The following is a 23,300-nucleotide window of genomic DNA, read 5'->3' as shown; positions in this document are numbered from 1 at the left end:
CCTCAGCGGGCGCTCAGCAAATTAGCCATGGCCACATAGGCTTCCAGTGAAATGGTTTCTGGTCGCATTTGCGGGTCAACCCCGCAAGCGACCAGATCTGCTTCGGTCAGCAAACCGGCAACGCAATTACGCACCACTTTACGCCTTTGTGAAAATGCCTTGGTCACTACTTCTTCCAGTTTCTTGATATCACAAGGCAAGGCGCCCTGCTTGGGTATCATGCGGACAATCGCAGATTCTACCCGTGGTGGCGGGTCGAACGCTTCTGGCGGCACGATGAACATCAATTCCATGTGATAGCGTACCTGCAGCATGACTGACAAGCGGCCATAAGTCTTGCTGCCAGGTTCTGCCACCATGCGTTCAACCACTTCTTTTTGCAGCATGAAATGCTGGTCTTCCACCAATGGCGCAATTTCTGCGAGATGGAATAACAGGGGGCTGGATATGTTGTAAGGCAAATTACCTACCACGCGCAATTTCTGCCCAGCGGGAACGGGAATGGAAGCAAAGTCAAACTGCAAGGCATCGCCTTCATGCACAGTCAGTTTTTCTGGTACAAAATTTTTCTTCAGGCGAGCCACCAGGTCGCGGTCAAGCTCAACCACATGCAGGTGCGTCAGCCCATCCAGCAAAAGGCGCGTCATGGCTGCCAGGCCGGGGCCAATTTCGACCATGGTCTGACCAGGCTCGGGGTGAATCACGCGAATGATCTGGCTTAATACGATGTCGTCAGTCAGAAAGTTCTGACCGAAGCGTTTGCGGGGAATATGTTTCATATATTTTTTTGCGTTTTCGCCATACCGGCAGCAGCCCGGATGGCAGCTATCATACTGCTGATATCAGCATGGCCGACACCTTGTGCGGCCAGATCCAGCGCCGTGCCATGATCAACCGAGGTACGTATCAAAGGCAGGCCCAGTGTGATATTCACACCCTGGCCAAAGCTGGCATGCTTTAACACTGGCAAGCCCTGGTCGTGATACATCGCCAGCACACAGTCAGCCTGAGCCAGGTATTTTTGCTGGAACAGGGTATCTGCCGGATAAGGCCCGGTCACTAGCATACCCTGCTCTTGGGCGTGCTGGATAACAGGGGTAATGACTTCAATTTCTTCCATGCCCAGGTAACCGTTTTCACCAGCATGCGGATTCAACCCTGTCACCAGAATACGCGGCTGGGCAATACCGAACTTGTCACGCAAGTCGGTGTGAATAATTTCTATGGTGCGCAGTAAATCATCAAACTGTATGGCAGCGGCCACCTTGCTCAACGGCAGATGCGTGGTCGCCAGCGCAACGCGCAGCGCTTGCGGCAAACCGTCATTGGCTTCACAAGCGAGCATCATGACGACGCGGGCAGTATGGGTTTTTTCGGCAAAATATTCTGTATGCCCGCTAAAGGCGACACCCGCATCATTGATGGTACTTTTCTGCAAGGGTGCAGTAACGATGGCGTCACACCATTTCTGCTGCACGCTTTCGATGGCCACATCCAGGGTCTGCAAGACGGCGCGGCCATTGCGTGGGTCCAGTTGACCGGCAAAGACATGGGCATTCAAAGGGGTATCGATAATGCTCAGGCGTTCTGTGCCAGACGCTGGCAAACCATGGTGCCGCAAGGCTTGCACGGACAGCCCCATCATGTTGATGGCAGGGTCAATTTCTCCCGCCAGCATGGACAGATAAGCGGCATCACCAATTAAAACAGAGCGAATTTCATGGCGCAGTTGCCAGGCTGCGCGTATTGCAATTTCAGGTCCAATGCCGGCTGGTTCCCCTACGGTTACCGCGATCACCGGCAAACTGGGCTGGGGCATTATTTGTCTTCCAGACGATAATCAACGTAAGCCCGGTCACGGATTTCACGCAGCCAGTCTTGCAGGGCTTCATCTGACTTACGTTCCCGTACAGCCTGACGCGCTGCGATACGCAACCTGTCTTTTGACAATTCATCGGTTTTGCGTTCAGTAACCTGAATCAAGTGGACGCCAAACTGACTGATGACCGGGTCGCTGATCTGGTTGATGGCCAGTTTGTCCATCGCCTGTTCAAATTCCGGTACGGTATCACCTGGATATAACCACCCCAGATCGCCACCTTTGGATGCAGAACCGTCAGCCGAATAGGTTTTTGCCAGATCTTCAAACGTCGCTGTCTTGGCTTCCAGTTTCTGTTTGAAATCGCGTAATTTCTGCGTCGCCTCAGCCGCAGTCACAATCTGGCTGACCTTGATCAGGATATGACGGGCGTGGGTTTGTTGTACGGCAGCAGGCGCTTTGCTGTCATTGAGGGCACGTTTGCCATTCACTTTGACGATATGAAAGCCATTCGGGCTACGGACGATGTCAGAAAATTCACCAACTTTGGTTTTGCTGATGGCGTCAACAAACAATTGTGGCAAACGGTCTTGTTCACGCCAGCCGATGTCGCCACCTTTCAATGCTTCAGAGCTATCTGAATAAGTCACGGCCAGCTTGGCGAAATCAGCGCCGCCACGCAATTTTTGCAAGACTTCTTCTGCGCGTTTGCGACGCACTGCGATTTGCTCGGCAGATGCATTTTCCGGAATACTGACCAGAATGTGGGCAAGATTCAGTTCTTGTTTGGCTGATTTGGAATTGGCTTCAGCAGCCAGATAGTTATCGATTTCAGTTTCAGACACCTGAATTTTACTGTCGACTTCGCGCTCACGGATACGTTGCATCAGGATATCGTCGCGGATTTCCTCACGGAACTTGGCGTAAGAAGTTCCTTCACGCTCGATTTGATTACGAAACTCCTGCACCGACATCTTGTTTTGTTCTGCCAACCGCAACATGGTGCGATCAAGCATGACGTCATCCACGCGCATACCATTTTCTTTAGCCAATTGCATTTGCGCACGATCTACAATCATGCGTTCAAGCAACTGTTTTTGCAAATCAGCGCGGTCAGGCAAGGGTGTGCCCTGTTTTTTCAGGCGCAGCTCAACCCCGAGTATGCGTTCATTCAATTCCTGGCGCGTAATCACTTCATCGTTGACGACAACAATAATGCTGTTGATAACTTGCGACTTGCCTTGCGTTTTGTTTTGCGGCTGAGGTGAGACCACAGGGCTCAATTTAACTTGTGACCAAGCGCTGGAGCTGATGAGCAGGCCGGTAGAAACCGCCAGTACAGAGAGTAAATTACGTTGTTTCATTTGCAATAAATGTCGCATATCAATCCAAAATCCTGTTAAGCCAAGTCCCGTTATAGAGTGTCGAAGCGGGGCAAAAGTTGCAATATACACGTTCGCACCCATTTCACAAACAAACAGCCAGTTCGAAAGCTTACTACGGCACTACAATTGTTAGTACAGCAAAAAAATAAACGTGCCATTCAGATAAAACCAGAGCAAGTCTAGCGCTCGCTACCTGACTGATAACCCGAAATGTTTTTCCTTAAAGCATCAATCGGATTGGCACCAAAACCCAGTCGCGCCAAGCCATTCAATTCCAGCTGTATGGAAAAGCCCGAAGTATTGTTGACGCTGGTCGTGGCAAAACGCTGTGCCAGGAAACGTAAGGACCAGCAATCAGCCTTGTATTCAAAACCGAGCAGGCCATCCACCATTTTCTTGTCCATGATGGAATAATTACTTCTACCCACCATATACCAGCGATCAGCCAGAGGCCATTGGGCGGACGCATCGATTTGCTCCAGCGTATTGCGCTGATAACGATATTCCAGATTCAAGACCTTTTTAGGCGAAGGTTGCCAGTGTATGCCATAGTTGGCACGCACTGACTGCCTGTCGGTCTGGCTTAATTGCAGGGCCATCTCGCCAGACAGGGTACTGGACAGCTTGCCTATTGCAGCCAGCAACAGATCGGAACGACTGGGGCTGACTGTATTGTCGAGTGTGACTTTTTGCGTATTGAAATAAAAACGCTGGCCAATTGCCAATTTCAGGCTTTCGTCCCCATTGTTTTCGATATAACGTGAAATCAGCGCCGCCGTGATCTGGTTGGAATCACCTATCCTGTCCTGGCCGGTAAACCGGTTTTCGCTGAAAATCTGGGCGAAATTAAAGTCGGCAACAGCGCTGTCAAAGTTCGGCATGCGTGACTGGTCACGATACGGTGTGTTCACATAAAACAGGCGCGGTTCCAGCGTTTGTGTCAGATCGTTATTGAACAGGCGCGTCTTGCGTTCAAATATCAGGCCACTGTCAACAGAAAAAGTCGGTACGACGCGATGAAAATCATTTTCCTGACCCGGTGCCGGATTAACCAGATGATAATTGGTGGCATGGAAAGAAATCTTGGGGATGATAAATGCGCCCGCCTGCACCAATGGTAAGGACAATTGCGGATTGAATACCAGCCTGTCGCCACGCACCATGGTTGGATGCCAGAAGCGCGTCAATATGGTATCCATGGACCAGTCCAGCCCCATCACGTCATGCTGTTCGGCATGCAATTGCAGTTGTGGCAGGCGGTCATATGGCCGGTCAATGGGCGCTGCCAGATCTTGCAGAACCTGGTAATTCGAAGTGCGCAAACCCAGGTTCCAGAACGAGCCGTAATACGTCAGGCTTGCTTCACGCAATAACAGGCGTTGCGCAGTTTTGGTGATAGTACGAGAGAAATCGGCAGGATAATTATCATCTGAAGCCGAATTGATATTCCACGACAAATCCAGCTGCGGCAATAATTTTTGCTGATGTACCGACGCAACCGCATAACGGTTCGTGCCGGTTACCCTGTCATTGAGCAAACCTTCAACACTGGTTTCTCCAGCATAGGTCTCACCCAGGTAACGGCCTTCCAGACCCAGTTGCAAGCCGCGCTTGGCGATCATTTTTGGATATATCGTCAAATCGCGGTTGGGGGCGATATTGAAATAATAGGGCATGCTGACTTCAGCACCGCCTTTGGATGAAGCACCAAAAACAGGTGGCAACAAGCCCGAATGACGCGCGCCGGACAAAGGAAAAGTCAGCGATGGCGTCGCCAGTATAGGCACGCCCTTGAAATACAGCACAGATTTACCGGCCACGCCAGTATCGAGACCTGTATCAAGATTGAGCGTGTCTGCCTGCAAATACCAGTCCGGGTTCAAGCCTTCACAGGTACTGTAGGTACCCATGGTGATGACGGAACGTTCCTCATCCTGAAAATCGATCCTGGCGGCATGCCCCTGGGCATTGTTACGGATCAGTTTATAAATGGGATTGCTGACAAAACCGGCGCCGGAATCAAGCTGGAGGCGCATGGCATCACCGGTGTAGCAGTCACCATAGCGCTGCATGCGGATATTGCCGTAGGCATCCACCTCATCTTCCAGGTTGCTGTAAGTGGCCTGATCTGCATTAAGGCGTGTGCCGCCTTTGATGACCTCGACATCATTATCAAACTTGATAAAGCGTTCCGGCCTGCCCTTGAATTGCTCGGCGGTGATACTGATGGGCGCGTTCCTGTCATCCTGCCTGGCTTTATCGTTGAGCAGTTTGTCGTTTTGCTGTTTCTTTGCCAGCGCCTCATCCGTCATGTCCTTCTTTTCTACAGGCGCAGACGTCGGCGGCACTGTCAAAGGCACAGTCTGCGCCAATGCTTGCGAAAAATAGGCTGGTACCAAAACCGACACGAGAATCGCCGGGATAGTAGGAAACAACAGCGGTGAGTGAGATAATACGGGTTTCCTGCGCATGAATTCAGTGGTCAGTGAGCGTTTTGCCAAGTATGCTGGTCGATGTCATACAGACAATGCACCAGAAATCAGTCGCCTATTATAGGTGAAATGCTGGCAAAACCACTTGAAGTATGCAGACAAACACAACTCTATTAAATTTTATACATGCCATCCACAGCAATACCCGTCAATTCTGCTGCTTTAGCAGCCGAAAAAGAACAGCGTCGTGATGCCCTGCGATCCTGGCTGAGCAGTCTGCCAGAACATAAACTGAAGCTTGACAGTCTGCGAGTTGCGTCAGCAGACGCCAGTTTTCGTCAGTACTACCGGATTGACAGCGAAGACGGTGGCAGCTTAATAGGTGTTGATGCACCACCTTCCAGTGAAAACAGTCGCGCATTTATCAAAATGGCAAACCTGCTGAAAGACATCAATCTGACCGTACCAGAAGTATTAGCACATGATCTGGATCAGGGTTTCCTGCTGGTGACTGACCTGGGATTGCACACGTATGGTCAAATCCTGAACAGTGATAATGCCCACAAACTGTATCTGGATGCAATCGACAGCCTGATCTTGTTGCAGGCGCAAAGCCAGCCCGATGTCCTGCCTGAATACGACCGCCCTTTCCTGTTGCGCGAACTGAATATTTTCAAGGAATGGTATATCGCCAAACACCTGGGCGTCACGTTGACGGATGCGCAAAATGCCACGCTGGACAAAGTGTTCGATCACTTGCTGGCCAGCGCACTGGCGCAGCCGCAAGTCTATGTGCACCGCGACTATCATTCACGCAACCTGATGTGGATGGACAAGGGCAACCCCGGCATCATTGATTTTCAGGATGCTGTATATGGCCCCATTACCTATGACCTGGTGTCGCTGTTGCGTGACGCCTATGTGCAATGGGATGAAGAAATCGTGCTCGACTGGGCCATACGCTATTGGGAAAAAGCCAAACGCGCAGGCTTGCCTGTAGCACCCGACATTGACAGTTTTTACCGTGATTTTGAATGGATGGGTCTGCAACGCCATCTGAAAATTCTGGGCATATTCGCCCGTCTGTGGCACCGTGATGGCAAGGATCGCTTTTTGGGTGATATCCCTACCGTCATGGAATATATACGCAAAACTGCACATCGCTATAAAGAGCTGATTCCATTATTGCGCTTGCTCGATGAACTGGAAGACAACGCGCCACAAGTTGGTTATACCTTCTAAGGCGGCATCATGAAAGCCATGTTACTTGCCGCCGGGCGCGGCGAAAGAATGCGCCCTCTGACAGACACCTGCCCCAAGCCTTTACTGAAGGTGCGTGGCAGGCCGCTGATCGTCTGGCATATCCTGAATCTCGTCAAGGCAGGTATTACTGAACTGGTCATCAATCATGCCCATCTCGGCCATATGCTGGAAGACGCTCTGGGTGACGGTTCGCGCTTTGGCGCCAGCATTCAATATTCCGCCGAAGAACAGGCACTGGAAACAGCAGGCGGCATCGCCAAGGCCCTGCACTTGCTGGGTGACCAGCCCTTCATCGTTGTTTCTGGCGATATCTATATTCCGCATTTCAATTTCGCTGAATGCCTTAATACACTGGAGGAAAGCGACCCGTGGGGCAACCCACATCCGGAAGATAAACGCGATATCGCCTGGCTGTATATGGTAAAAAACCCGTCCTTTCATCCGTCAGGAGATTTCGCATTGACCTTGATGGGCTTGTCGAACGAAGGTACGCCACGTCATACCTTTGCCAATGTCGGCGTCTACCGTCCTGAAATGTTTGCCGCAATACGCCCCGGTGACCATGCCAAACTCGGCCCCCTGTTGCGTGAACACATAGACGCTGGCCGTATTGGCGGTGAACTGTATCGCGGTGAATGGCATAACCTAGGCACGCCAGACCAGCTTGATGCGCTCAATGCACCACTGCATTTCAATAGAGGATGACCATGCGCGATGCCCTCAATGCCCCCTTTCATGCTGAATATGCTGGCCGTCGCCAGCGCCTGATGTCTGTCATACAGGCCCAGGGTGGCGGTGTCGCCATCATCCCGACGGCCAATGAATTTATCCGTAATAACGACAATACCTTCCCTTTCCGGCACGACAGTTATTTCTATTACCTGTCAGGCTTTACCGAACCGGAAGCAGTGATTGTATTGATTGCAAATGGCAGCCAGCAGCAAAGCATTTTGTTTTGCCGCGAAAAAAATCTCGAAAGAGAAATCTGGGATGGCTTTCGTTATGGGCCGGCTGCGGCAGAAAAAGAATTCGGCTTTGATAAGGCCTACGCCATAGACAGCATCAATGAAACGATGCCCGATATCTTGGCTGATGCAGGCAAACTGTTTTACAGCAGTGCGCAAGAACCGCATATCGACGCGCAAGTACAGCAATGGCTGCAAAGTGTGCGGGGCAAAAGCCGCAGTGGCATCAGGGCACCGGCTGCGACTGTCGATGTGCGCGAACTGATCGATGAAATGCGCGTGGTAAAAGAGGCGACTGAAATCGCCCTTATGCAACGCGCCGCCAGCATTTCTGGCGCAGCCCATGCGCGGGCAATGCGTATTGCCAGGCCAGGCAAATATGAATATGAACTGGAAGCAGAATTACTGCATGAATTCCGTCGCCAGGGTGCGCAATCACCGGCGTATGGTTCCATCGTTGCCACCGGTGCCAACGCCTGCGTGCTGCATTACCAGAGTAATGATGCGCAAATCAGGAACGGTGATCTGATCCTGATTGATGCCGGTTGCGAATTCAACAGCTACGCAGCGGATATCACGCGTACCTTCCCTGCCAATGGCAAATTCAGCCCAGCGCAACGGCGCCTGTATGAAATCGTGCTGGCATCGCAACAGGCTGCACTGGATTGCGCGCACCCTGGCTCGCGCTATATGGATGGACATCATGCCGCCGTGCGTGTACTGACCCAGGGCATGCTGGACACCGGCCTGCTGGACAAGAACAAGGTCGGCAATGTGGATGACGCTATTGAAAGCAACGCTTTCCGGCAATTCTATATGCATGGTACTGGTCACTGGCTGGGGCTGGATGTACATGATGTCGGCAACTACCGAGAAACAGAAAAAGCCGGCGATGAAAAACCCTACCGCCATTTACAGCCGGGCATGGTGATCACCATCGAGCCTGGTATTTATGTGCGTCCTGCGGAGGGTATAGCAGAAGAATTCTGGAACATCGGCATACGCATAGAAGACGATATCCTTATCACCGCTGAAGGCCATGTCAACCTGAGCCGTGCCACCCCAAAAACTGTAGCAGAAATCGAAGCAGAAATGCGTCATGCCTGATACCACAAGCACCGTGCATCCCACCAACCAGGACTTTGATATCGCCATCTGTGGCGCCGGCCCGGTCGGGCAGGCGCTGGCATTACAGCTGCGCAGGCAAGGTTATGCAGCAAACCGTATTGCCTTGTTCGATGCAAAAACCAGGGAACAGGCTGAGCAGGATGCGCGCTCGATTGCCTTGTCCTATGGCAGTCAGCAAATCCTGCAAAGCGCTGGCGTCTGGCCAATCAAAGCGACGGCAATACGTGAAATCCACGTCTCGCGCCGCGGTCATTTTGGCCGCAGCCTGATGCAAGCCAGTGACTACGGTTTGCCAGCACTGGGCTATGTGGCCCGCTATGGCGACATTATTCGCCCCATGCAGGCGGCGCTCGAGCAAAGTGGGATATTGATACAAAGACCCTGCACCGTCAGCAGCGTAGACGAAAGCACTGATCAGGTCAGCCTGACACTCACCCAGGCGGATGGCAAAGTCAGCAAAATCAGCGCGGGTATAGTCGTACAGGCAGAAGGTGGGAGCTTCCTTGACCAGGGAGAAAAAAGCCAGCATCACAATTATCAGCAAACCGCCATCATCGCCCATGTCACTTGCGATCAGGCGATAGCCGGACGGGCGTTTGAACGCTTTACCGATCAGGGCCCGCTGGCTTTATTACCGCAGGAAGATGGCTATGCGCTGGTCTGGTGTGTGCGGCCTGAACTGGCGGTGAGCTTGCTGGCGCTGGATGACGGCGCGTTCAGGCAAGCCTTGCAACAGGCTTTTGGACACAGACTGGGCAATTTTATAAAAGCCTCAGCACGTCTGTCTTATCCACTAGGTTTAAACGCCCACAGCCACGCTACTGCGCGCATTGTCAGCATAGGCAATGCTGCGCAAACCCTGCACCCGGTAGCGGGCCAGGGTTTGAATCTGGGCTTGCGCGATGCGTTCATACTCGCGCGGCAACTGCTGCGCCTGCCCAGCCACGATGGCGATCCGGCACCTGCCTTGCAGGCCTACATCGCCGAGCGTCAGCCTGACCGCAAGCTGACCATACGTATCACCGACAGCATGGCAAGAGTTTTTGCCAGTGCCCCCGATGGTTCACTGAGCCAGGGTTTGTTAGGCTTTGGCCTTGGCATGCTGGATGTCAGCAAAACGGCGAAGAAATTGCTGGCAGAACAAATGATGTTTGGCTGGCGCTGACAACGGCAAATCAGATAAGCGGCTTGCCTGGGGGATGACACGCAGGCAAATCGCACCCTGCTTCCGGATTCATCTATAATCCGCCCTTCACTGAAAGGAAACACCATGAAATTGCGCACAAAAAGACGTCACCTGAACTACGGACGTATATACAATCACCAGCTTGCTGTGGTGCTGGAATCTGCCTATGAAGAATTCAAGACCAGTTTCAGCGAACAAGGCGCCTCCATCACAGAATCCCTGGATTTTTTGCAAGACCTGGGAGCAAGTTATCGTCATTTCAAGAAATTCGCTCTGCGTTTTGCAAAAAAACACTAAAATTTCTTTAGCGGCGTCACCGTAGTATTTGCTCACACTGGCAAATAGGGCTACGCGCCAGGAAAGCTCTGTTGAGGCCAAGCACGACGCTATCGGAGCCAGCGATGACCGCCGTACTGACGTACGAATGAGTTTCTGGCTTTTCGATTCGCCAAACCAGCATTGCCAGCAACGCTCAATCAGAGATCTCCAAGATTTGATGCTGGATATTTGATGCTGTATTCATGAGGGGCGCCAGCCCTTCATCCCCTTCCCCCTCGACATAAAACCCGATCAGACGCAAACGTATATCTGAGCCTGTTCAGTATCATTTAGCGAGATTCTGTATCTGTGTGCGCAAACAACACCAGCGTACAATCATCTCAGCTTCTTTTCTCACGTTTGCACAGGCCCACGATGAAACTTTACCCACTATTCCTGCTGATGGCGACAGCTACAATATTCAGTCCCGGTCCTGGTGTGGTGATGACGCTGAGCAATGCCCTGCGCTATGGTTTTCGCGGCACTTTTGGTGGCATTCTGGGTGTGGCTTTCGGTGCCTTGATCGTGGCGGGAATTTCTGCCACCAGTGTGGGTGTCGTTCTTGCCGCATCGGCGACGGCGTTTGCAGTACTTAAATACCTGGGTGCAGCCTACCTGATTTTTCTTGGTATCAAACTCTGGCGTGCACCCGCGTTTCAATTTACAGAAAAAACCACGCATGAAGCCAGTTTTAAGCGGCGCTTTCTCGAGGGCCTGTCTTTGCAGATAACCAATCCCAAGGCCATATTTTTCTTCTTGTCGATTTTTCCACAATTTATTGATCCTGACATCAGCTATGGGATGCAATTCTGCGTATTAGTGCTCACTTACAGCACATTGATCATGTTGATACATAGCAGTTATGCCTTGTTTGCTGGACGAGCAAAAAACTGGCTGACATCTGAAAAAGGTGGTTCGCGCATGAACAAGATAGGTGCAGCAACTTTTATATTCTTTGCTTGCATGCTGGCTGGAGCGAAACGGTCAACATAGTAAAAAAGTAACAATTCCTGCCTTAAATGATTTAAAAAATCCGCATATTGTTGCGTTCTTCCATCTCACAACAAGAAATCGCTGTTGTTGACAATCGATAACAAGCAAAAGCAATAATTTCTGCTAGCATAAATTACCTGCCCGGAAACAAATGGGGTCAAGCTGATTTTTGATTTGAAATACAGCCAGTGAGGTGTTGCATGTCAACAAGACGCATAGGTATGTCTGATATCGTGATAGGACAGCCTTTGCCCTGGGATGTATATGGCAGTGACGGCAAGCTATTGTTGCGCAAGGGGTTCACTGTCACCCATGCAGGCCAGGTGGCAGCGCTGATAGAGCGCGGCCTGTTCGCCGATATCGACAGAAGTGATAATAATCTGCGAGATGGCAAACCGGTAGAAAAAGCGACTGAAGCACCGTCTGTAGTTCGCATGATCAATAATGCGCGCACTGAACTGCGCCGCATTCTGTACAACCTCAGCACAGAAACCAATGCCCAGGCAGATTTACTGACACTGGCCAGACGCGTTGGTTCTGCCGCATTCATGGCACCCGATGTCGCCCTGGGTAATATTTTGTTGAATCAGGAAGATACCTATGGCACCCGGCATTCTGTCGATACGGCCATCGTGTCACTTTTGATTGCTCGCGCACTGAAAAAACCACCAGAAGAGCTGGCCATGCTGGCCGCTGCCGCGCTGACCATGAATCTCGGCATGTTGCGCCAGCAAGAACGTCTGCAAGAAAAAAGCGAGGCATTGACTGCCGCGGAACAGGAACTTATTTTCCAGCATCCTGAAACAGGCGTCCGCATGTTGCGTGCCGCCGGCATAGACCGTGAAGAATGGCTGTCATGGGTATTGCACCACCATGAAAGTGAAGATGGTAGTGGTTACCCAGGCAAGAAAAGTAGTGCAGACATACCGCAAAATGCCAAGATCATTTCGCTCGCAGATCGCTATTGTGCGCGTGTCAGCATCCGCAGTTACCGGAAATCAATGTTACCCAATGCGGCGTTGCGAGACATCCTCGTTGAGGGAAAATCCAAAATAGACCCGATGCTGGTGACTGTTTTCATACGCGAACTGGGCACTTATCCCATTGGTACTTTTGTCAAACTGGACAATGGTGAAACCGCAGTAGTCACTGGCAAGGGTGCCATGACCACGACGCCATTTGTTCATTCCCTGCTGGGGCCGCGCGGCGTGGCACTGACTGTACCGCTGAAACGTGATACCAGCAAGATAGCAATTCGAGAAGTGCTGCATAGAGATCAGGTGCAGGTGAAATTCACCATGCGCCATCTGTGGGGAGAAATCGCCCGTCTTTAAGAGTACGCAATCATTACCTGACCGTAATCGCCACACATCCCTTGCGCGGATCAATCAAAGTGAATAAATGGTAAATATCATGAATATGGATTTGGACGATTCTGCTGAAGATAAAGCCAATATGGAATCTTTTGAAGAATCGAATCAGGCCGGTTATCACCACCTGGTCTACCTGTACTTCTCAGATGAAGAAGCCGGACAGCAATTGGCCACTGCACTGGCGGCATATCACTATGAAGCAATACAGTTTCACGAGCCGGAAGAATTGCTTTCAGCCATACAGGTAAGGGCACCACATGCCCTGCTGATGGATATAGACAGTGAAGCGGGGAAACGCGCCCGGCTGCGGCTGGGGAACAGGCTTATTTCCAGTTTCCCTGTCATCTATATTTCATCGCAGGACGATTTCACCCAAAGGCTGGCTGCCGTGCGTGAAGGTGCAGAGGGTTATTTTCTCAAGCCGCTGGATGTAGAAGCCTTGAGTGCCAAGATAGATGAAAAAATCGCCCGCAATGAAGTGCTGGCTTACCGTATTCTGGTGGTAGATGATGATGAAATGCTGGCCGCGTATTATGAGGCAATACTCAGCAGCGCTGGCATGCACGTGATATCGATTAATAACCCCGGCGAAATTCTTGATACGCTGAAAAAGTTCAAACCTGAACTGATACTGACTGACCTCAACATGCCGGTTTGCAGTGGGCTGGAGATGGCACAAATCATACGCCAGAATAATCGCTATCTGGATGTGCCTATCGTCTTCCTGTCGACTGAAACTGAAAAGCAGATGACGGCCATACAAACTGGTGCCGATGATTTTTTAAGCAAACCCATAGACCCGGAAACACTGATTTCAGTCATCGCCAGCCGGGCTGAACGTTACCGGCATTTGCGCCGGCAGCGCTAAGAACGTGTTGGCCGCAGGGCATTATTCTATGGGCAAGCCGCTGACGGGTTTGATCTCTTCCATGCAGATCATGGACCGCAATGAAGCCACGCCTGGCACTTGCATAAGAGTATCTGTCAAAAACTGCGACAGGCTTTTCAAATCGGCCGCCACCACCTTCAGGATGTAATCAAAGTCACCTGAAATGGTATGACATTCGATAATTTCATTAAACGCCATGAGTTTGCGTTCAACCTCACGCACATTGCGAAACTGTTCCCTGTCCAGTGACAAATTCACAAAAGCCATCACACCCAGACCGATGGCCTGAGGGGCGACTTGTGCGACATAGCCACGAATCACCCCTTTTTCTTCCAGCGTCCTGACCCTTCTTAAGGTTTGCGGTGCAGAAAGATGGATGCGCTCGGCCAGGTTCAGGTTACTCATGCGGCCATCTTGTTGCAAGTGTCGCAAAATACTGCGGTCATACACGTCCATTTTTTAACTCCCGATTCAACCCCAATAACGGGATATTTTATCAATTTCCATATTTATGAAATTAAAACACATAAATATCATTTTTAAGAAATTATATTTCTATTTACATGCGATTTACATCATATTTAGCAATCTAATTATCTGTGCCACTGGATACAATAGTCTACAGAATACATAGCACAACAGGTGCGCAAGAGCCTGATGCGAAATGGGTCTGGTTGGATGTTGGCAATATTTTCCGTGCGTACATAGTCATATGCCAGCACGACAAATAAGCTGGTCCGCAATCCCAGGGTGATTTCGCAATAGCCTCTGAAATGTATTCCGCACTATCCCAAAAACAGACGGAGAACATTATGGTGACCTTCATCGGCACGCAAGAGATGCAAAATCATTTGAAAAAAGTCAGGCTCGAGGACGCCATCACGCGTCTGGCTGGCATGATCAAAGAAGATTATTTACGCTGGCAGTCCTTCGACAAATCGGCAAGGGTAGCCAATCATTCCGACGTAGGGGTCATCGAATTGATGCCGATTTCTGATGGCACACAATATTCATTCAAGTACGTCAACGGCCACCCCAAAAACACGCAGGCAGGTTTATTGACGGTGACAGCCTTTGGCGTATTGGCAGACGTAAATACCGGCTACCCACGTCTGCTGTCAGAACTGACACTGACGACAGCAATACGCACCGCTGCAACATCGGCACTGGCGGCAAGCTATATGGCCCGCCCCAACAGCCGCAGCATGGCACTGATAGGTAATGGTGCACAAAGTGAATTCCAGGCTGTGGCTTTTCATGCCATGCTGGGCATAGAAGAGTTGCGCGTTTATGACATTGATCCGGCAGCCACTGATAAATTGATACATAATTTACGTGCTTATCCGAATTTACGTATTATCCGTGCCAGTTCTACTGCTGAAGCAGTCAAAGGCGCAGATATCATTACCACAGTTACCGCAGATAAAACCAATGCCATAATACTGACCCCGGAAATGATAGAACCTGGCATGCATATCAATGGCGTCGGTGGTGATTGCCCTGGCAAGACTGAATTGCATGCCGATATTTTGAGTAACGCCCATGTCGTCGTAGAGTATGAACCACAATCCAGAATCGAAGGCGAATTGCAACAGATGCCGGCAGATTTCCAGGTGACGGAATTATGGAAAATACTGGAAGGCAAGGCAACGGGACGCAGTAATGCAGAACAGGTGACGGTTTTTGACTCGGTCGGTTTTGCGCTGGAAGATTTTTCTGCCATGCGTTATCTGGAGAAATATGTCATGCAAGCCAACTCACCGGTACTGGACCTGATACCTGAAATGATGAACCCAAAAGACCTGTTTGGCATGGGAATGGCGGTTGCCCTGGCACCCGCTACCAGCCGCGCCACGACAGATTATGCTGTACCGATAAACGCCTGAACCAGGCATCACTGCTTACAACTTAAACGAATGAAAACCATTTCCTTAATTGGAGCGCCAACCGATGTTGGCGCAAGTGTCAGAGGCGCAGGCATGGGGCCTGACGCATTGCGTGTAGCGGGCCTGAATGAAGCCCTGACGGCTCGGCAACTGAAAGTCATCGACCATGGCAACCTGCATGGTCCGGCCAATCCCTGGGAGCAACCTGTCAATGGTCTTCGTCATCTGAAAGAGGCGATAGACTGGAACCAGGCAGTCCATGATGCTGTTGCCACAGCATTGCGTGATGGTCATATGCCGATGATGCTGGGTGGCGATCATTGCCTGGCAATTGGTTCCATCAGCGCGGTGGCCGCCCATTGCCGCCGTGTTGGTAAAAAACTGCGCGTCTTATGGTTTGATGCCCATGCCGATAGCAATTTATCCACCATTAGCCCGACCGGCAATATCCACGGCATGCCTGTGGCCTGCCTGATGGGCCATGGCCCGAAAGAGTTGATTGCCTATGGCGGTCATACGCCGGCGATACAGCCAACCGACATCCGCCTGATCGGCATACGCAGTGTTGATGAAGGTGAACGGCGCTTCATTCATGAAATGGGCATGCAGGTCTTTGATATGCGTTATATCGATGAATATGGCATGCGCAATGTGATGACTTCTGCCCTGGCAAACCTGGATGCTGACACCCATTTGCATGTGAGCTTTGATCTTGATTGTTTGGACCCGGGTATTGCCCCCGGCGTGGGCACGGCTGTGCTCGGTGGCCCCAGCTATCGTGAGGCGCAATTATGCATGGAAATGATTGCTGATACGGGCTTGCTGGCGTCACTCGATGTGGTGGAACTGAATCCGGCGCTCGACGTGCGTAACCAGACTGCAGTGCTGGCCGTCGATCTGATCGAAAGCCTGTTTGGCAAATCCACGCTGGTCAGGATGTAGCTTCCTCATGCTGAGCGCTTAAGAAATGGTGCACGAATGTTTCACATTCTGTGCACCATTTTCTTTAATTTGTCTTGCGGTTAGCCATAGGGCCGGATTGTTTTGCCAAAAATCCCATCCGTGACTCAAAGGCCTCTTGCTGTATGCGATCCTGCTCCAATTTTTTCGCAACAACTTCTGTAGAGATGTAATTTTCGGTTGCCAGCCTCCATGCCGTTTGACTCTTATTGACATTGAGTGCCATCTCCCTGGTGTCTTCTGCAATCTGCTTATAGCGTGCATCCATCAATTCCACTGCTTGCGCCATTTCCTGATCGTTCATCAATCCGCCGATTTCCCTGGGGATAGTCGTTCCTGCAGGCAAGGCGGCATTGAAATTGGTCACAAAGCGGTTGTAGCATGCCTGCCAGCTATTCGCGGCTTCTGTCAGTTTATTGACCTCAGCCTTGGTTTTGGATACCTGGGGGAATTCAGGTTGCACGCAATTATAATTTGCCAGACGCACATCGCGGCCATCAAAATTTTTGGTGTAGTAAGCGATGTCTGCCGCATGGATTTTACGTTGGGCGATCACTTCATTAAATTGCCTGGCCTTGGCATTGCCCCCATTTGCGGCCTTTGCGAACCACTGTTCAGCTGTGCCGATATCAATCGCAACACCATCACCGAACCAGTACATTTCACCCAGCATGGTTTGGGCATCTGCACTGCCAGCATTTGCCAGCTTGGTGAACAAGGGCAGCGCCTTTGCATAATCCTTGTTGGCGTACAAGCGATTGGCATCGCTCATATCGTCTGCATAAGCGTTGCCGGTCAATGCCATGATAATCATCAGTTTTAAGATTTTTTTCATGATGCCTCTCCTGAATATGATTTGACTGGAACTCATACTTATCGATGAAATGGGTTCCACGTATGACGCGCTGCCATCCACATCAGCAGCGAAATGTATCCTTACATAAAGACAAGAATTGTTGCAATATATACCAACGTATGTTTTTTGCAAGCAAAAGGCAATTACTTGCTCAATATCAACCTCACAAATGCAAAAAACAGCACGGTAAAAACAAAAAAACCGCTGAATAAATCAGCGGTTTTTGTCATGGCAAAAAATTTTACTCGACTGCTTTTACCATGTCTTCGATGACTTTCTTCGCATCACCAAAGACCATCATGGTTTTATCCATGTAGAACAGCTCATTGTCCAGCCCTGCATAGCCAGAAGCCATGGATCGCTTGTTGACAATGACGGTCTTGGCTTTATAGGCTTCCAGGATGGGCATGCCAGCAATCGCTGATTTGGGGTCTTTTGCTGCGGGGTTGACCACATCATTTGCACCCAGCACCAATACCACGTCAGCCTGGCCAAATTCACTGTTGATGTCTTCCATCTCGAAAACCTGGTCATATGGCACCTCGGCTTCTGCCAGCAACACATTCATGTGACCAGGCATACGCCCTGCCACTGGGTGAATTGCGTATTTGACTGTAATGCCTTTGTGCGTCAGTTTCTCGGTCAGTTCTTTCAGGGCATGCTGGGCACGTGCCACCGCCAGGCCATAGCCAGGCACGATGATGACAGTTTCAGCATTGCCGAGCAAAAAGGCCACGTCGTCAGCAGAGCCGGATTTAACGGTACGCTGCGCCTGATCACCTGTAGCAGCAGTTGCCGCTTCACCACCAAAACCACCCAGTATCACATTAAAGAAAGAACGGTTCATCGCCTTACACATGATGTAAGACAGAATCGCACCAGAAGAACCCACCAGCGAACCGGCAATGATCAGCATGGAGTTATTAAGCGAAAACCCGATACCCGCAGCCGCCCAGCCAGAATAGCTGTTCAGCATTGACACCACTACCGGCATGTCAGCACCGCCGATAGGAATGATGATCAGCACGCCCAATACAAAGGCAATCGCTGCCATGACGATAAATGGCACCCAGTTTTGTGTCACGCAGAAAGCAATACCAAAAGCCAGCATGGCAATTGCCAGGATCAGATTCAACTGATGCTGGCCAGCGAAACTGACAGGTGCGCCCTGGAACAGGCGGAACTTGTATTTGCCAGATAATTTACCAAACGCAATAACCGAACCAGAGAAAGTAATCGCACCGACAAAAGTACCGATAAACAATTCCAGGCGGTTACCAAACGGGATAGGCTGATCGCGTGCCACGATATTGAATACCCATGGTTCGGACACAACAGCAACAGCGATACACACCGCAGCCAGACCGATCAGGGAGTGCATCGCTGCAACCAGCTCAGGCATCTTCGTCATTTCTACACGTTTTGCCAGGGTCGCACCAATGCCACCACCAACCACCACGCCGATAATGACCAGACCATAACCAAGGCCGGCCCCTGCACTTTCGTTTTTCAGCTTGACGATCAGGGCAATGGTCGTCGCCACTGCGATCGCCATGCCTATCATGCCGAAAGTATTACCACGGCGCGCCGTCGATGGATGGGACAAACCTTTCAGTGCCTGAATAAAACATACGGATGCAATCAGATAGAGCATCGTCACCAGATTCATGCTCATTATTTGTTCTCCTTCGGTGCTTTAGGCTCTTTTTTCTTGAACATTTCCAGCATTCTCTGTGTAACCAGAAAACCGCCGAATACATTCACCGCTGCCAGCGCGACGGCAACCGTGCCCATCACCTGGGCCAGCAAACCTTCCGTCAAGCCGGCGGCCAGCATGGCGCCGACGATGATGATGGCAGATATGGCATTGGTCACCGCCATCAAAGGCGTGTGTAAAGCGGGGGTTACTGTCCACACCACGTGGTAACCGACATAAATTGCCAGCACGAAGATGATGAGGTTGGTAAGGGTATGACTGACTTCCATGATGTCCTCTCTGTTTAATGAATTAAGACATGCAAAACTATTTATACGCTTTAAGGCTGGTGATTTGATTTTTAGCGTTAACAAAAACGACGTTCGGTTGATAGACCCTGGCCTCTTCTTCTGTCATTGGCGCATAGGTGCAGATAATCATCAAATCACCGAGCTGTACACGACGGGCTGCAGCGCCATTGAGTGAGATTTCACCGCTACCACGCTTGCCACGGATGGCATAGGTGGAAAAGCGTTCACCGTTGTTGACGTTATACAGCTCTATCTGTTCGTTTTCGATGATGTTGGCAGCGTCGAGCAGATCTTCATCTATACCGCACGATCCTTCATAGTGCAGGTCACACTGGGTTACAGTTGCGCGATGAATTTTGGCGCGGAGCATATTTCTTTGCATGGTCATTCTACTTTCTGATACTTATAACTAAAACTGATAACTAAAAACTTGTGTAACTAAAAACCTGACTCTATTTCTTCAAGACTTCACCACCTGAACATACCAGGGTGGCAGCAACGATTTCATCTTCACGATTCAGTGCCAGAGCGGCATCTTTATCGATGATCAGTTTCAGGAAATCCAGCACATTGCGCGCATACAGCGCAGATGCGTCAGCCGCCACCAGCGTCGCCAGATTTGGCTCGCCAATGATATGTACACCATATTTGGTGACTGTCTTGCCCAGTTCAGACAAGGGGCAGTTGCCGCCCTGCTCTACGGCCATATCGACGATGACTGAACCAGGCTTCATGGCCTTGACTGTGTCTTCAGAGATCAATACCGGTGCCTTGCGGCCAGGGATCAGCGCCGTGGTGATGATGATGTCAGCCTGTTTGGCACGTTCATGCACCAGCGCAGCCTGTCTTTCCATCCATGCGGCGGGCATGGAGCGGGCATACCCTCCAACGCCTTTGGCAATTTCGCGTTCTTCATCAGTTTCATACGGCACATCGATGAATTTTGCGCCCAATGATTCGACTTGCTCTTTGACTGGCGGGCGCACGTCCGACGCTTCGATGACTGCACCCAGACGCTTAGCCGTGGCAATCGCCTGCAAACCAGCAACACCAACACCCATGATCAAGACACGTGCTGCCTTGACCGTACCCGCTGCCGTCATCAGCATGGGCATAAAGCGTTGGTAAGTATTGGCCGCCAGCATGACGGCCTTGTAACCGGCGATATTGGCTTGCGAAGACAAGACATCGAGCGACTGGGCACGGGTAATACGTGGCGCTGCTTCCAGCGCAATGGCACTCAGGCCATGTGCCGCCATCGCAGCGATATTATCGGCATCAAAAGGATTGAGCATGCCTACCAGCACCGTGCCGGATTTCATCAGTGCGCGCTCACCTGCATCAGGTGCCCGCACTTTCAACACGAGTTCTGCACCAAAGGCGTCAGCAGCAGTGCCAATTTGCGCACCGGCAGCCTGATAAGCCTCATCCGTAATGCTGGAAGCCACACCGGCACCAGACTGCACAATCACCTGATGCTTCGCTGTGACGTATTTCTTTATGGTTTCTGGGGTTGCCGCGACACGCGTCTCCCCCGGCCGTGACTCGGCGGGAATGCCGATTTTCATAAGCTTGCTCCTGATGTGAATAAATTCGGTGACTGGATTCTGTGGCTAAATTCAGTAAATCAATTTCGTGTGGACGAGACCAGGCCAAGGCTTAAGCATCGTTACCCGTCCTGCTGATCCGGTTTCCTTACCCGAATCTTACATTTCGTATTCGACAACGATATTACACGCAAAATGTTTTTTAGCACAACCGTTCTATTTTTTGTATTTTATATAAGCCCATCACTCTGAAGTAGCTGTGCTCTCAACTGGCGCAATTTGCGACACATGAAAATATCTTTTAAAAACAGAGACTTGAGAACAAATAATCAACTTGCACCAGTTTGACGCAAATCCAAAGCGACTACAATGACTGGTAAATTCCTGACATAGATAAATTACGCATTAGCTAATTCGCTTTCAAATTTGCTGGTTTGCCACACAAAAATTGACGACAAAGTAAAATATCGGACTTATTGAGAGAAGCTATGTCTGCCATTTGGAAACCATCCGTTACTGTAGCCGCAATTATTGAACGCGACCAACAGTTTTTCATGATTGAAGAAGAAACCGTCGATGGTATCCGCATCAATCAGCCTGCCGGTCATCTTGACCCCGATGAGAGCCTGGAACAGGCAGTCATCCGTGAGACGCTGGAAGAGACTGCCCACGACTTTACACCGACAGCACTGATAGGCACCTATCTGTCTCGTTTCATTTCCCCCAAAACGGGTGAAGAAGTCACTTACCTGCGTTTTGCCTTTACGGGTGAATTGGGCAAGGCGCAAGACCGCGCCCTTGACACTGGCATATTGCGTGCCCTGTGGATGAGTTACGATGAAATCGTGGCAGCACAAGACAGGCACCGCAGCCCTTTGGTCATGCAGTGCATAGACGATTATTTGCAAGGCAGGCGCGCGCCGCTGGCCTTGTTGTTTACCCATCCAAGCGCACTTGGAAACTTGGAACCGCAAAAATGAGCAAGAAAAAAGTAGTCATAGGCATGTCTGGTGGCGTTGATTCATCTGTCTCGGCATGGTTGTTGAAAGAACAGGGTTATGAGGTCATTGGCCTGTTCATGAAGAACTGGGAAGATGACGACGATTCAGAATACTGCTCTACCCGCGAAGACTGGATAGATGCCGTCAGTGTGGCCGATGTGGTTGGTGTCGATATTGAAGCCGTCAATTTTGCCAGCGAATACAAGGATCGCGTCTTTGCAGAATTCCTGCGTGAATACCAGGCTGGCCGCACACCGAACCCGGATGTGCTGTGCAATGCCGAAATCAAGTTCAAGGCTTTTCTTGATCACGCCATGAAGCTGGGTGCCGATTACATCGCCACCGGCCACTATGCCCGTGTGCGAGAAATGAACGGGCAATTCCAGTTGCTCAAGGCGATGGATGCCAGCAAGGATCAAAGTTATTTTTTGCATCGTCTGAACCAGCAGCAATTGGCAAATACCCTGTTCCCGCTCGGTGAGATTCACAAGACTGAAGTGCGCAAGATTGCCGAGCAATTGCAGTTACCGAATGCGAAAAAGAAAGACTCCACTGGTATCTGCTTCATCGGGGAACGCCCTTTCCGTGAATTCCTGAACCGTTACCTGTCCTATAAACCCGGCGATATCCAGACACCGGAAGGGGAAATCATCGGTCAGCATGTGGGCCTGAGTTTCTACACCCTGGGACAAAGAAAAGGAATTGGCATAGGCGGCATCAAGTCGCATCAAAATGCCGATGGCAGCAGCGATGCCTGGTATGTTGCTAAAAAAGATGTGGAAGCCAATACCCTGTATGCCGTGCAAGGGCATGATCATCCCTGGCTGCTGTCATCGTCACTGGAAGCCGGGCAAGTCAGTTGGGTATCGGGCCAGGCACCGGAACAATCCGCGCTTTCAGCAAAAACACGCTACCGCCAGCCAGATGTCGCCTGCGATTTCCATGGCGACATTTCGCGCTTTCAACTCGCTTTCCCACAGGCACAATGGGCGGTTACCCCTGGGCAATCGGCAGTTTTATATGACGGCGATATCTGCCTTGGTGGCGGCATTATCGATACAGCAGTGCGTTAATGCGCATCAGCTTGCGGCTTATCAAAGTCGCAAGCACCTGTCATAAAATTATCAGAAAAACCCTCATTTGAATCCACCTCCGACTTCAGGCGTTGCTGGAATGCAAGTGATAAGCTAGGGTTTTTAGCCATAATTTCAGAACAAAATTTGACCAATATTGTTTATTCTGACAAATCTCGCGTTGCACAACAACTTTCACATAAAAATGTGCAGTGAGCG

22 protein-coding genes are annotated in these 23,300 nt (G+C 50.6%); 12 read left to right on the top strand and 10 right to left on the bottom strand.

The window, feature by feature from the left end:
- Positions 1-2 precede the first annotated feature (2 nt).
- From rsmA to ACO0LH_RS18865, 4 genes are all read right to left on the bottom strand, one after another.
- Positions 3-779: a 16S rRNA (adenine(1518)-N(6)/adenine(1519)-N(6))-dimethyltransferase RsmA gene (gene rsmA, locus ACO0LH_RS18880; RefSeq protein ID WP_422942681.1), complete on the bottom strand. Its 777-nt coding sequence runs from the start codon at positions 777-779 to the stop codon at positions 3-5.
- Complete coding sequence (pdxA, locus tag ACO0LH_RS18875; RefSeq protein ID WP_422942680.1) at positions 776-1,819, bottom strand: 4-hydroxythreonine-4-phosphate dehydrogenase PdxA; 1,044 nt, start codon at positions 1,817-1,819, stop codon at positions 776-778. Before pdxA ends, rsmA begins: the two co-directional genes overlap by 4 nt.
- Complete coding sequence (locus tag ACO0LH_RS18870) at positions 1,819-3,183, bottom strand: peptidylprolyl isomerase (protein WP_422942679.1); 1,365 nt, start codon at positions 3,181-3,183, stop codon at positions 1,819-1,821. The genes pdxA and ACO0LH_RS18870 overlap by 1 nt, the downstream gene beginning before the upstream one ends.
- A 200-nt stretch (positions 3,184-3,383) precedes the next feature.
- A complete protein-coding gene (locus ACO0LH_RS18865; protein ID WP_422942678.1) occupies positions 3,384-5,705 on the bottom strand; it encodes an LPS-assembly protein LptD in 2,322 nt (773 codons plus the stop codon).
- 117 nt (positions 5,706-5,822) lie between these two features.
- On the opposite strand from ACO0LH_RS18865, the gene ACO0LH_RS18860 reads away from it, so the two are divergent.
- The 8 genes from ACO0LH_RS18860 (at position 5,823) to ACO0LH_RS18825 (ending at position 13,730) form a co-directional block, all read left to right on the top strand.
- Positions 5,823-6,878, top strand: a complete 1,056-nt coding sequence (locus tag ACO0LH_RS18860) for an aminoglycoside phosphotransferase family protein (protein ID WP_422942677.1) — start codon at positions 5,823-5,825, stop codon at positions 6,876-6,878.
- 9 nt (positions 6,879-6,887) lie between these two features.
- Complete coding sequence (gene murU, locus ACO0LH_RS18855) at positions 6,888-7,604, top strand: N-acetylmuramate alpha-1-phosphate uridylyltransferase MurU (RefSeq protein ID WP_422942676.1); 717 nt, start codon at positions 6,888-6,890, stop codon at positions 7,602-7,604.
- Positions 7,605-7,606: 2 nt separating this feature from the next.
- Positions 7,607-8,971 (top strand): aminopeptidase P N-terminal domain-containing protein, encoded by a 1,365-nt coding sequence (locus ACO0LH_RS18850; RefSeq protein WP_422942675.1) that lies wholly within the window; start codon positions 7,607-7,609, stop codon positions 8,969-8,971.
- Positions 8,964-10,157 (top strand): FAD-dependent monooxygenase, encoded by a 1,194-nt coding sequence (locus tag ACO0LH_RS18845; RefSeq protein ID WP_422942674.1) that lies wholly within the window; start codon positions 8,964-8,966, stop codon positions 10,155-10,157. The genes ACO0LH_RS18850 and ACO0LH_RS18845 overlap by 8 nt, the downstream gene beginning before the upstream one ends.
- Before the next feature lie 105 nt (positions 10,158-10,262).
- The gene (locus ACO0LH_RS18840) at positions 10,263-10,475 is read left to right on the top strand and encodes a hypothetical protein (protein WP_422942673.1); all 213 of its coding nucleotides are present in this window, start codon (positions 10,263-10,265) and stop codon (positions 10,473-10,475) included.
- 396 nt (positions 10,476-10,871) lie between these two features.
- The gene (locus ACO0LH_RS18835; RefSeq protein WP_422942672.1) at positions 10,872-11,489 is read left to right on the top strand and encodes a LysE family translocator; all 618 of its coding nucleotides are present in this window, start codon (positions 10,872-10,874) and stop codon (positions 11,487-11,489) included.
- Positions 11,490-11,689: 200 nt separating this feature from the next.
- On the top strand, positions 11,690-12,823 hold the full coding sequence (locus tag ACO0LH_RS18830; protein WP_422942671.1) for an HD-GYP domain-containing protein: 1,134 nt from the start codon (positions 11,690-11,692) through the stop codon (positions 12,821-12,823).
- 79 nt (positions 12,824-12,902) lie between these two features.
- Positions 12,903-13,730 (top strand): response regulator, encoded by an 828-nt coding sequence (locus ACO0LH_RS18825; protein ID WP_422942670.1) that lies wholly within the window; start codon positions 12,903-12,905, stop codon positions 13,728-13,730.
- A 21-nt stretch (positions 13,731-13,751) separates the two neighbouring features.
- Here the strand turns inward: ACO0LH_RS18825 and ACO0LH_RS18820 are convergent, their stop codons facing one another.
- Entirely contained in the window at positions 13,752-14,207 is a 456-nt protein-coding gene (locus tag ACO0LH_RS18820; RefSeq protein WP_422942669.1) for an Lrp/AsnC family transcriptional regulator, read from the bottom strand.
- A gap of 356 nt (positions 14,208-14,563) precedes the next feature.
- On the opposite strand from ACO0LH_RS18820, the gene ACO0LH_RS18815 reads away from it, so the two are divergent.
- Positions 14,564-15,637, top strand: a complete 1,074-nt coding sequence (locus tag ACO0LH_RS18815; protein ID WP_422942668.1) for an ornithine cyclodeaminase — start codon at positions 14,564-14,566, stop codon at positions 15,635-15,637.
- 30 nt (positions 15,638-15,667) lie between these two features.
- Positions 15,668-16,579 carry an arginase gene (gene rocF / locus ACO0LH_RS18810; protein ID WP_422942667.1) on the top strand — a complete coding sequence of 304 codons (912 nt, stop codon included), beginning with the start codon at positions 15,668-15,670 and terminating at the stop codon, positions 16,577-16,579.
- 64 nt (positions 16,580-16,643) lie between these two features.
- On the opposite strand, the gene ACO0LH_RS18805 is transcribed toward rocF, so the two are convergent.
- The 5 genes from ACO0LH_RS18805 to ACO0LH_RS18785 form a co-directional block, all read right to left on the bottom strand.
- Positions 16,644-17,432, bottom strand: coding sequence for a tetratricopeptide repeat protein (locus ACO0LH_RS18805; protein WP_422942666.1), 789 nt, complete (start codon positions 17,430-17,432; stop codon positions 16,644-16,646).
- 262 nt (positions 17,433-17,694) lie between these two features.
- Positions 17,695-19,128, bottom strand: a complete 1,434-nt coding sequence (locus tag ACO0LH_RS18800) for an NAD(P)(+) transhydrogenase (Re/Si-specific) subunit beta (RefSeq protein ID WP_422942665.1) — start codon at positions 19,126-19,128, stop codon at positions 17,695-17,697.
- Positions 19,128-19,439: a proton-translocating transhydrogenase family protein gene (locus ACO0LH_RS18795; RefSeq protein WP_422942664.1), complete on the bottom strand. Its 312-nt coding sequence runs from the start codon at positions 19,437-19,439 to the stop codon at positions 19,128-19,130. The genes ACO0LH_RS18800 and ACO0LH_RS18795 overlap by 1 nt, the downstream gene beginning before the upstream one ends.
- A gap of 37 nt (positions 19,440-19,476) precedes the next feature.
- Positions 19,477-19,842, bottom strand: coding sequence for an aspartate 1-decarboxylase (gene panD / locus ACO0LH_RS18790; protein WP_422942663.1), 366 nt, complete (start codon positions 19,840-19,842; stop codon positions 19,477-19,479).
- A gap of 70 nt (positions 19,843-19,912) precedes the next feature.
- Positions 19,913-21,028: a Re/Si-specific NAD(P)(+) transhydrogenase subunit alpha gene (locus tag ACO0LH_RS18785; RefSeq protein WP_422942662.1), complete on the bottom strand. Its 1,116-nt coding sequence runs from the start codon at positions 21,026-21,028 to the stop codon at positions 19,913-19,915.
- A 467-nt stretch (positions 21,029-21,495) separates the two neighbouring features.
- On the opposite strand from ACO0LH_RS18785, the gene ACO0LH_RS18780 reads away from it, so the two are divergent.
- Together ACO0LH_RS18780 and mnmA are read left to right on the top strand one after the other, a co-directional pair.
- Positions 21,496-21,987: an NUDIX hydrolase gene (locus ACO0LH_RS18780; protein WP_422942661.1), complete on the top strand. Its 492-nt coding sequence runs from the start codon at positions 21,496-21,498 to the stop codon at positions 21,985-21,987.
- The gene (gene mnmA, locus ACO0LH_RS18775) at positions 21,984-23,081 is read left to right on the top strand and encodes a tRNA 2-thiouridine(34) synthase MnmA (protein WP_422942660.1); all 1,098 of its coding nucleotides are present in this window, start codon (positions 21,984-21,986) and stop codon (positions 23,079-23,081) included. The genes ACO0LH_RS18780 and mnmA overlap by 4 nt, the downstream gene beginning before the upstream one ends.
- The last annotated feature ends 219 nt before the right edge of the window (positions 23,082-23,300 follow it).

Origin of the sequence: Undibacterium sp. TJN19, from assembly GCF_049339485.1 — a bacterium.
Lineage (GTDB): Bacteria > Pseudomonadota > Gammaproteobacteria > Burkholderiales > Burkholderiaceae_D > Undibacterium.
Note: the sequence above shows the minus strand (reverse complement) of the source record. Positions and strands in the feature narration are given on the sequence as shown.